This window comes from Agathobaculum sp. (genome assembly GCF_034098985.1).
Taxonomy (GTDB): Bacteria; Bacillota; Clostridia; order Oscillospirales; family Butyricicoccaceae; genus Agathobaculum.
The window spans coordinates 161,742-172,259 of sequence record NZ_JAXEOA010000019.1; the positions used below are offsets into that span (position 1 = coordinate 161,742).

General features: G+C 48.9%; 12 protein-coding genes. 2 read left to right on the forward strand and 10 right to left on the reverse strand.

Annotation, left to right across the window (positions count from 1 at the left end):
- Positions 1-32 precede the first annotated feature (32 nt).
- Complete coding sequence (locus tag SO058_RS06860) at positions 33-1,358, forward strand: acetyl-CoA hydrolase/transferase family protein (protein ID WP_320842248.1); 1,326 nt, start codon at positions 33-35, stop codon at positions 1,356-1,358.
- Between the two features lie 102 nt (positions 1,359-1,460).
- Here the strand turns inward: SO058_RS06860 and SO058_RS06865 are convergent, their stop codons facing one another.
- The 10 genes from SO058_RS06865 to SO058_RS06910 all read right to left on the reverse strand — a co-directional run bounded on the left by SO058_RS06865 (position 1,461) and on the right by SO058_RS06910 (position 10,130).
- Entirely contained in the window at positions 1,461-3,143 is a 1,683-nt protein-coding gene (locus tag SO058_RS06865) for a recombinase family protein (RefSeq protein ID WP_320842249.1), read from the reverse strand.
- Positions 3,144-3,234: 91 nt separating this feature from the next.
- Positions 3,235-3,408 (reverse strand): transposon-encoded TnpW family protein, encoded by a 174-nt coding sequence (locus SO058_RS06870; RefSeq protein ID WP_276914137.1) that lies wholly within the window; start codon positions 3,406-3,408, stop codon positions 3,235-3,237.
- 407 nt (positions 3,409-3,815) lie between these two features.
- A complete protein-coding gene (locus tag SO058_RS06875) occupies positions 3,816-4,055 on the reverse strand; it encodes a helix-turn-helix domain-containing protein (protein ID WP_276914138.1) in 240 nt (79 codons plus the stop codon).
- Positions 4,040-4,474 carry a sigma-70 family RNA polymerase sigma factor gene (locus SO058_RS06880; protein WP_276914140.1) on the reverse strand — a complete coding sequence of 145 codons (435 nt, stop codon included), beginning with the start codon at positions 4,472-4,474 and terminating at the stop codon, positions 4,040-4,042. Before SO058_RS06880 ends, SO058_RS06875 begins: the two co-directional genes overlap by 16 nt.
- Before the next feature lie 741 nt (positions 4,475-5,215).
- Entirely contained in the window at positions 5,216-6,226 is a 1,011-nt protein-coding gene (locus SO058_RS06885; protein WP_320842250.1) for an ABC transporter permease, read from the reverse strand.
- A gap of 2 nt (positions 6,227-6,228) precedes the next feature.
- Positions 6,229-7,221 (reverse strand): ABC transporter permease, encoded by a 993-nt coding sequence (locus SO058_RS06890; protein ID WP_320842251.1) that lies wholly within the window; start codon positions 7,219-7,221, stop codon positions 6,229-6,231.
- Positions 7,221-8,069 carry an ABC transporter ATP-binding protein gene (locus SO058_RS06895; RefSeq protein ID WP_320842252.1) on the reverse strand — a complete coding sequence of 283 codons (849 nt, stop codon included), beginning with the start codon at positions 8,067-8,069 and terminating at the stop codon, positions 7,221-7,223. The genes SO058_RS06890 and SO058_RS06895 overlap by 1 nt, the downstream gene beginning before the upstream one ends.
- Entirely contained in the window at positions 8,056-8,217 is a 162-nt protein-coding gene (locus tag SO058_RS06900) for a hypothetical protein (RefSeq protein ID WP_320842253.1), read from the reverse strand. The genes SO058_RS06895 and SO058_RS06900 overlap by 14 nt, the downstream gene beginning before the upstream one ends.
- 171 nt (positions 8,218-8,388) lie before the next feature.
- On the reverse strand, positions 8,389-9,465 hold the full coding sequence (locus SO058_RS06905; protein WP_320842254.1) for a sensor histidine kinase: 1,077 nt from the start codon (positions 9,463-9,465) through the stop codon (positions 8,389-8,391).
- Positions 9,462-10,130 (reverse strand): response regulator transcription factor, encoded by a 669-nt coding sequence (locus SO058_RS06910; protein ID WP_320842255.1) that lies wholly within the window; start codon positions 10,128-10,130, stop codon positions 9,462-9,464. The genes SO058_RS06905 and SO058_RS06910 overlap by 4 nt, the downstream gene beginning before the upstream one ends.
- Before the next feature lie 159 nt (positions 10,131-10,289).
- Here SO058_RS06910 and SO058_RS06915 point away from each other — a divergent pair.
- A partial coding sequence (locus SO058_RS06915; RefSeq protein WP_442872235.1) for a helix-turn-helix transcriptional regulator occupies positions 10,290-10,518 on the forward strand: 229 nt, incomplete at its 3' end.

A 10,518-nucleotide genomic window follows, 5' to 3' on the forward strand; every position in this document is an offset into this window, starting at 1 on the left:
AGTGCGATGGAATCAAGCGAGGGAGCGACAATATGGACTGGAGAACTTATTATAAAGAACATACGATGACGCCCGAGGCGGCGGTTTCGGTCATCCGGGACGGCGACCGCGTCGTATTCGGCCACGCGGTGGGCGAGCCAATCGTATTCCAGCGCACGATGGCGCGTCTGGCGGAGCAGTTTCACGGGGTCGAGGTCGCGCACATGGTCTATCTCGGCTCGGGGGAATACCTGCAGCCCGGTATGGAAGAGCATTTCCGGCACAATGCCCTGTTTGTCGGCGGCCCATGCCGCAAGGCGATTGCGGAAAACCGCGCGGATTATACACCGGCGTTCTTTTCCGATGTGCCGCGCATGTTCCGCGATGGCACGCTGCCCGTGGATGTATTCGCGTTCACCTGCTCGCCGCCGGATGACCGCGGCTACATATCGCTGGGCCTGTCTTGCGATTATGGCGCGCAGGCGGTGAAATCCGCAAGAACGGTGATCGCCGAGGTGAACCCCAACATGCCGCGCACCTATGGCGAGAGCTTTGTGCACGTATCGGAGATTGACGGGTTTCTATGCTCATGGGAGCCGCTGCCGGAATCCAAGCCCGCAAAGATCAGTGAGATCGACCGCCAGATCGGCGAGCACATCGCGGGACTAGTGCATGACGGCGACTGCCTGCAGCTGGGCATTGGCGCGCTGCCGGACGCGGTCTGTTCGTTCTTGGGGGATAAAAAGGATCTGGGCCTGCATACCGAAATGATTTCGGACGGCGTACTGCCGCTGCTGGAATCCGGCGTGATCAACGGCAAGCGCAAGCAGCGCGACATCGGTAAGGTGACCGTTACATTCCTGATGGGCACACGGAAATTATACGATTTTGTGGATAACAACCCGATCATTGAAATGCTGCCGGTCGACGTGTGCAACAACCCGGCGGTGATTTCGCAGAACGACAACGTACTTTCGGTCAATTCCTGCGTCGAGGTCGACCTGATGGGGCAGGTATGTGCGGAAGCGATCGGCCTGCGGCAGATTTCCGGCATCGGCGGGCAGATGGATTTTGTGCGGGGCGCCAACCTGTCTAAGGGCGGACGCTCGATCATCGCGCTCCATTCGACCACGAGCGACGGCAAGGTGTCCAAAATTGTACCCATGCTGACGCTGGGCGCGCCGGTCACCACCAGCCGCTGCGACGTGGGATATATCGTCACCGAATACGGAGTCGCCTGCCTGCGCGGGCAGACGCTGCGCGAACGCGCCAAACGGCTGATTGCCATTGCGCATCCCGACTTTAGGGAGGAGCTTTGGGAAGAGTATGAGCGCCGCTTTGGAGAAGCGGGCGCGGAGGCGGGGAAAGCCGCGATGTAAGCAAGCAAAAGACAAAAAGACCGGGCGGCTGAAAGGCGTCTCCCGATAAGAAAACATCGTGGGGCAAGAGAGAACGGTATAGCTTCGGCTATGCCGTTTTTCTCATTCTTGCCTTGATGAAGTGACTTTGGATACTTCCAGAGCTCCAATGCCTTTATAGTAGATGTCGATTTCCTGGGTGCGGTTCTTGCCCTTCGGATCGCTGGCAGCATGAACAACAATCTTCTCGACGAACTCATGCAAGATACATGGAGTCAATTCAGGAATTTCCGTATACCGTTCTACAACGGAGAGAAACCTCTCCACATTTGCGCTTTTGCGTTCCTCTGCCTCGATTTCACCACGGAGGGCAACCGCTACATCTTGAAGCTGATGCTGCTCTTTCTCATAGTCGGTAGAGAGCTTTTGAAAACGCTCGTCAGAAAGTTTTCCCGAAATGGTATCTTCATAGAGCCGCTTGAAAATGCTATCCAGTTCTGCGATCCGCTTTTCAGCGTCAGCCAATGTTTTTTTCCGATTTGCCAAACCTCGGTTACGTTGGCGCATATCTGCATCCATGACCATCTTCACAAAATCGTCTTTGCGCTGTGATGCAAAGGAAACAATCTCACGCAGATTTTGCAGAACCAATTCCTCCAGGATAACAGTTCGGATAGAATGTGTCTGCCCACATATATCACGGCTTTTCCGATAGCCAGAACACAGGTAGTATTCCTGATCGCGCCGGAAATTGGTTGCCCTGCATTGATACATGATGGAGCCGCAGTCGGCACAGAACATCATGCCGGAGAACATCCCCATTTCTCCCATCTTTGTGGGGCGGCGCCGCGTCTGCCTTGCGAGTCTTACTGCATCGGCAATCGCCTCCGTCCAGATAGCTTCATGGGTATTCTCAAAAATCTTCCACTCGGTTTCTGGATTGAGAAGGGTCTTTTTGCTCTTGTAGGATTTTTTGTAGGTTTTGAAATTAACCGTGTGTCCCAGATATTCACGCCAGCGATCCATGATGTCGGCAATCGTAGAAGAATCCCAGGCATAAGGAGAACCTTTCTTTGAGACATTGGTTGTTCTTCCCTTACTTTCGTAGTAAGCGGCCGGAGTAAGGATTTTTCTTTCCGTCAGCTTTCTTGCGATTTGTGAGGGACCAAAACCGTCCATGACATAAAGACCGATTTCATAAACTACCTGGGCCGCTTCTTCATCCTTTATCCATTGCTTTTTATCATCGGGCGATTTCATGTATCCATACGGAGGCATGGTAGTCAAATGTTCCCCCGCATTGCCTTTCACTTTCATAACGGCACGGATTTTTTTGCTGGTGTCTTTGGCGTACCATTCATTGATGATATTGCGGAAGGGCGTAAACTCGTTGTCGCCCTGGGTACTGTCTACACCATCATTTACCGCAATAAAGTGAATATCATGTTCGGGGAACATGATCTCCGTATACATACCCACTTGCAGATAATCACGTCCGAAACGCGACATATCCTTGATGATAACACGCTTGACAAGGCCTGCCTCAATATCTGCGATCATCTGCTGAAAGCCTGGGCGGTTGAAGGTCGTACCTGAGATGCCGTCATCAACATAGAATTTGAAATTGTTATATCCATGCTCACGGGCATACTTTTCCAGGATTTTTTTCTGGTTTACAATGCTATTGCTGTCGCCCTGCAATTCATCGTCGCGGGATAAGCGGCAATACAGAGCAGTAAGTTCTTCAAAACTCATAGCTGTGTAAGGGAATTGAAGCGCGGCAGCGGTGTTTGACTGATAATACATAAATACCTCCTATCTGGCAGTCAAACACGATATTGAAGTCCAACTTCATTATACCGCGCTTTCTTCTTTCTGTCTGCCCGTTAGGAGGTTTTCAAGTCACAGTTTCTTTCTGAACATCGGCTTTTATCAGGTTCTCCAGTTTGGAGGTAATCGTCTGATTTCCCTTTTGAGGAAAAAAGGAATTGACGATAAAGGTCGTGTTGCCGATCTTCTTTTTGCTCCGCATAGGCGGGGCATATTTATTTTCAGATTGATTTTTCTGCATGATAAAGCCCCTTTCATGCTTATTACATTAAAACCATAAAAGAGGCAAAGAACGGACGGCTGCTGGCCGCAGCTCCACGGGAATTTCACCCCGGCCCATACTGATGGGTGCGCCGCGCAATGCTTTGAGGGCGTTCAACGCGGGAGTCTCATTATCCTGCCTGTGTATCCTCGCCCACAGGCTGCCATACCTGTTTCGTGGCCTGGTTTTGTCGCTCGCCTGTTTAGTAGGGGTCCCGTCCTGCGGACTTGCAACAGGGTCATGGCGCACCGGCCGGCCGGCTCCACACAGACAGATCGTATCCGTCTGCCTTATGCTGCCCGGAGGCTTTCTTTGTCAAGGATCATGGACTCCGCTACCGGATTGTCAGGAACAAGGAAAGGGAGCGAAACTTGCCCCGAACAACTTTAGACCGGCAGCACCTTGAAACTCGTCACGATACTATGTATCAGCTTCGTTTCCAGCCTGAGCCGCATATCTTCGTCCACATACAGGTACTCGTTGCCATACTCATCCTTCACCGGTCTGGTGGCAAGCGCCCGGATGTACTTCTGATAGTGAGCGACCACGGCGGCAAGGGCACCCTCGTCACCGTTCACGGCTGCCAGGATCACAGGCACCGGGATAGGTTTCACTTGTCCGGCCATTCAAATCCCTCCTTTACCAGATATTCGTACAATTCTTTCAGCGTAACGAGCCGCCGCTTGGATACAGTCTGATGAACGATATGCAGTTTTTCGCTGATTTCTCGATCCGTCATACCCAAGAAGTAGGACAGCAGGATCACATCCCGCTTGCCCTCCGGCAACTGCGCTAACGCATCGGCCAGGACATTGCCGGTTACGACCACCGGAAGTCCCAATACTTCAAAGACATGCTCGTCCATAAAGTAATCGTCCCACACGGCAGTCTGCTCCAACTCGGAGGCTGTAAGCTCGTCCAATGATTTTTCCTGGTCCAGAAGGCTGGCATAGTCACGCTGGATATGCCGGGCCTCATTTTTCAAAACCTTGACGCAGAAGGCGCCAAACTGATTTTGAATGCGTTGCTCATAGGAGTCTTTCATATTCTCACCTCCCTTCGCGCCGCACAGGTGCGGGGTGGTGATTTCCTCCCTTTCGCCTCAGTAATCCAAGACTTGCAATTTTGGCAACCTGGAAAGGAAAGAAATTTTTATGAAAGGCTCCGTCAAGTGACGAAGGCCCACATAAATGGCAAAAAACGCCCATCCGCAAAACGCGGACAGGCGTAAAGGAATTGACAGAAGCATTTATATGATGTGTTTGTTCATCTTCAAGGTCCAAATATCCCGATAAGGAGAACAGACTTTTTTTGACAAGATGGCTCCTGTCGATTTATACCGAAAGGATTTGTTGTGCATGGCGGCATCCTCCTATGTGCCGCCGTACCAGATTGCAGGGTGTAGGGTCGTCGTTCATTTTAGATAGACGAAAGGAAACGGCGGCTCTGATTTTTTCAAAGCCACCGTTACAAAGTGCATAACAATATAGTCGCTGTACGATGGCTTTTTTTCTTTTGCCATCGTGCGGCAACTTTTCCACTTTTCTTTTATCTTAACAGGCAATCCTCACAGAAATGTCACGGACATACTCCATTTCGACAAAATAACAAGCTGAAATCTCACAAAACTGTGAAATTTCGTTTTTGATGAAAGCCGTGAGAGAATGAATCCTCACGGCTTTTCAATGCAATGTGCTAGATATGAAAGAATCGATATTATTTTGAAGTAGGTAAAAATATTTAATTTTCAAAGTTTTGGATATTCCAAAACTTACATTATAATCAGTTAAATACGTTTTTTCTGCCGCTTAGATACAAACAGATAGAGCAAGAACCAAAGAACACAATGGAGAGCAAGGATAACGATGTCCTTAACCGCTGTTGATGCAGTTCCATTTGCCAAATCCATAATGCCCTCAAAGGTGGCGCTGGACGGGATCAGGTAGCAAATGTAGGAAAGGGCTTTGTTTCCTGCACCGACCAGATAATTCAGGATCGGAACCGCCATAAATACGATCATTACGATTTTAATATAAACCACGCCTACCATCATGCCATCGGAGAGTTTGCCCACAAACAAACCGATCAGAGCCGACACAAATGCGGAAAGGACGATCAATGCCAGCATGACCGCCGCCCCTGTGAAAGAGAGCCGGAAACAGATTGCCGCTGTAAGAATAGCGGACAGGCAGCCGAATACAAAACCCACAAAGATTTTCTGCATCATGTACTGTCTGTGCGTCATAGGCAGGATTTCATTGATCAGCGCAACGCCATCCTCTTTTTCAGAAATAATGTTCATGGCATTAAAGGTACAGCCCATGAACATTGCCACAATCAGCGTAATGGCAATAAAGATATTCTGATAGCCCGCCATCATATCCGGGCGCTCCAATACCTGCACACTGGCCTGTGCCGCCCATTCCCTCTGCTCGTAAAGAGCCGGGAGCGTGTTGGCTGTCTGCTGAAACATATCCAGTTCATCGCCGGAAAGGATCGTCTGGATGTTGCCGTCAGCCATTTCCACGCCGATCAGGTTTGTTGCCGGTTCGTTGATGGCCTCAATCAGTTCTTCCTGTGTGGGATAAACTGTGACAGTACCATACCGTTCCAGCCATATGTTGACTTCCGAAGTGGTGGCTTTTGCCGTTACTCCAAAATGAAATTCCCCCAATGAAGAAAGGTCAATGGAGCCGACAAAATTCAATGCCACAGCGACCACGATAGGCAGGAGAAATGACATGATACAGAACTTGTCTTTTCGGACACTTTTCAGTTGATAGATCAGTCCTTTCATTGTCAGCCCTCCTTTCCCATTTCCTTGCGGAACGCAGCTTCTACAAGGATAAAGAGTAGAATGATTGCACCTATCGCACCGACATAGTAGGCCGGGCTTGTAGTCGGGACACCGAAAAAGGCGTTTTTCAGGCCCATATACACATGGTAAAACGGGTGATAGTCAATCCACGCCATCTTGACAGAAGTATTCGCTGCCAGAAATACCGGCGTAGCCGCAAAGAGCGCAATTACCAGATAAGCCAGTGAAAATTGCTTAAAGTCCCGCAGAAGCATGGTACAGCCGAAGCCTGCCAGTGCCATAATCAAGGAGAGGATAGCGGTCTGCACCAGCACCGCAGGCAAAACCGACATCCCGCCCAGCCCCACATTGAACAGAACCATTAAGGCCGCAAAAACCAGATCGGTAATCAGAAAGAGCATGATTTTGGAGCATACAAACAGGCTCTTATGCAGCGGCATAATGGCATGAACGCGGATCACTCCCATCTGCTTTTCCTTAAACAGAACCGAAGCAATCCCCAAAAATCCAACAGCTACAATCTCAATAAAGAGAAGTTCACAGGTGATCTCCCGGCGCTGCTTCATTTCAGGGCTGTTGCTGCCGACGATTTTAGCTGTATCATTTCCATCTGGGGAAAGCAGGGACAGCGCATAGTCTGCTCTGTGTCTGTCTGCTTTTTCGGTCGCCGCATAGAACAGGACATGAGGCGTCTTGCCGCTGGCGTCAATCCCGACACCGTTCGTATCACTGGCAAGGGCAGTATTCAGTTCTTCTAAAGAAGACACGGGCCGAACGAAGGAGGAAACCTCTGTCTGCGTCCCAGCCGGATCATACAGATACACATTGTAGAGCCGGGCGTCCATGAATTTCACATAGCCGAAATTGATGAACAGCGTGTATAAAACAAGGGAACCCAGCGCCACCAGAAAGAATTTTCCGGACATCATCATCCGGCAGTCTTTTTTGAACAGAGAACAAAGGCTTTTCCACATTAAGACAGCCCCCTTCCCGTGTACTGGATAAAGACATCCTCCAGTGTCGGCTCCTGTGAATGGATGCTGATGATTTCATCATACGCAAAAGGAATACCGGCTTTCAGTTCAGGCGCTTCTATGGTCTGCTTCTTTCGCTTACCCTGATGAAGATAGGAAACCACAATGCGGTGATTGCTGTTTTTTTCTTTCAGATTTTGGGGTGTGTCCAGCGCAACGATATTTCCATTCGTGATAAACGCCACGCGGTCACAGAGCAGGTCAGCATCCAGCATATTGTGTGTTGTGAGAAATACCGTTGTGCCTTTTTGTCGTTCTTCCTCGATGATTTTCCGAAAAAGCACTGCACCGGCGGGATCGAGGCCGCTGGTGGGTTCGTCCAGAAATAAAAGTTTCGGATTGCTTATCAAAGCTCTCGCCATACTCACACGCTGCCTCATCCCTTTGGAGTAGGAGGACACCGGCTTATTGAGAAAGTCTTTCTTGAATTCCAGTTCTTCCAGTAGTTCTTTCACATCCCGCAGTTGTTCTTTGGGATAAAAGGACGCAAAATAGTTCAGATTGTCCACTGCGCTTAAATTGGCGTACAGATATGGAAATTCAAACAGGACGCCGATCTGCTGAAAAAACTCCTGTGTCTGTGCGGTTCTCAAATCCTTTCCAAATAGGGAAACCTCGCCGCCATGCCCTTTCAAGATGCCGGTCAGTATCTTTTGGGTGGTGGACTTCCCGGAGCCATTCGGCCCCAGGAATCCGAAAATCTCTCCATCTGCCACAGAGAAATTCAAGCCGTGTAACGCCTGCTTATCCTTTCCGTAGGAAAAGGTCAGGTTTTTAACCTCGATCATCTTCATCCCCCCATTTTCCGGTCTGGTTCTTTTTCTTCTCCTGTTCCCGTTTGCTCCACCATTTCATAAACTTTACCTTGAGCGGGATGCAGATTACCAGCGCCACAATAATCAAAAGCCACCAGTACGATTCCATACCTAAAAACATAATCGTTACCTCCTTTGTCTGGAGGGTCATTCCCTCCTTGTGGGATAAAGGTACGAAAATGCGTTGAAGTCGGTGTGAGGTCGCTGTGAAGTTGGTGTGAAATCTTCCCGGCAGAAGAAAAGGCCCTGATCTCCATTTGGAAACCAGAGCCTATGAGAGAATATGGACTTGTTATTTTACTATGGGGAGGGAAAAATAAAAGGTCACGCCTCCCGGCTGATTTTCTGCGCCATAGTGTAGGTGCTGCATGGACAAGACCTGTGCAACAATGGCAAGGCCCAGCCCGGAACCGCTGTATTTGGAATTTTTATCACGATAGAATTTCGACCATATCTTTGACAGGCTTTCTTCCGGGATAGGCGGCCCCTGATTGAAGATAGAGAAGTCCAAAAAACCGTCTTTTTCAAGCAGGGAAAGTCTCAAAATCCCGCCCGGTCTGTTATTTCGTTTGGCATTGACAATCAGATTATTCAAGACCTGCTCCATCCGCCCTTTGTCCGTATTGACATAGACAGGATGCTCCGGCAACTCGTATTCCAAAACAAAATCTGCGTCCGGGGTGTCGATCAACAGCCGCCCCGCCACTGTTTCCAAAAAGTCTACAAAGTCAAACCGCTCCAGGCGGAGCTGGGCAGCCCCATTTTCCAGCGCCGACAAATCAAGCAATGTAGTGATCAAGCGGCTCATGCGTTCTGTTTCTGTTATGATGACCTCAGAATACTTTTGCCGCTTTGCTTCGTCTGTTTCGTCCTGTAATCCTTCGGCATAGGCCCGGATCACGCCCAGCGGAGTTTTCATTTCATGGGAGAGGCTGTCCACCAGCTCTTTACGCTCGGCAAGCAGCCTTTTTTTCTGCTCCACATCCTGCTCTAATCTCTGGTTGGCATCTTCCAAAGAAGAAAACGCTTGTTGCAGATTTTCAGCCATCGTGTTCAGGCTCTCCGCAAGTTCTCCAAATTCATCACGGCTTTTCACACGGCAGGGGTGGGAAAAATTAAGCTCTGCCATGTTCCGGGCAGCTTCATTCAGTTCCGAAACCGGCTTTGTGATAAAGCGGGCCATAAGCAGGTCAATGGCACAGATCAGCACCACCACAAAAGACAGCCAGATGATAAAAGAAATATCTGTATTCACTGGCAGCTTGGTGGACAGTATATAAGAAACAATTAGGGCAACGCCAATCAGTTTGGAGGCCAGCAGGATCTTCTTTCGTATGGTAAAGATATTCATGCTTTCATTGATTTTCATACGCTCACCTCGAATTTGTAGCCAGAACGGATCAGAGTAACAATATGCTTACCCTCATCACCCAATTTCTGCCGCAGGGTTTTGATATGGGTATCTACTGTCCGTGTCGTTCCCTCAAAGTCGTAGCCCCAAATCCGATTCAGCAACTGCTCTCTGCTGAATATCTGGCCGGGATTCCCCATGAAGAAATGCAGCAGTTCATATTCCTTGTGGGTCAAATTGATTTCCTGTCCGTCCACAAAGATCTTATGAGATGTGGGAATGATCGTAATTTTTCCGGCGTTCACAGAATCGGCAGGCGTGATAGAGGAACGGCGCAGCAAAGCACCCACCTTTGCCAGCAACACTTTGGGACTGAATGGTTTGGTAATATAGTCATCGGCTCCCAGCTCATAGCCTTTCAGTTTATCTTCTTCCTCACTTTTCGCGGTCAGCATGATAATAGGGAGGTTGCTCATTTCCCTTGCCATCTTGCAGACGGAAAAACCGTCAAGGTGGGGCATCATCACATCCAGTATCATCAAGTCCATAGGATTGCTTTTCAAGATCATCAAAGCATCTATGCCGTCGTCAGCCGTGAAGCAGGTGTGACCACCTCGCTGCATATACTCGGCAATAATATCCTGCATATTCTTTTCATCTTCAACAATTAGAATATTTGCCATAGAGGGGCCTCCTTTCTTTTAATCTCTTAACTATAAAACGATTATAATACCAAACAGGACAAAAGACAATTTAGTGAAATAAAATACTACTTCACATAAAATTTCATTACATTCTCATAATTCAACGCGAAATGTAGAATGATATAGGGTGATATGAGAATGAACCAGAATGAAAGAGGGTTTGACTTTCATGGCCTCGGGTTGGCGCTGAAAAAAGCCAGAGAGGAAAAGGGCTGGACACAAGCCTATGTTGCGGAATTAGTAGACCGTGACTCCCGCACCATTATGAATATTGAGAACAAAGGTCAGTATCCCAGCTTCGACCTTTTTGTTAAACTCATTACCATGTTTGACGTTTCAGTTGACCAGTTTATTCATGCGGACGGAG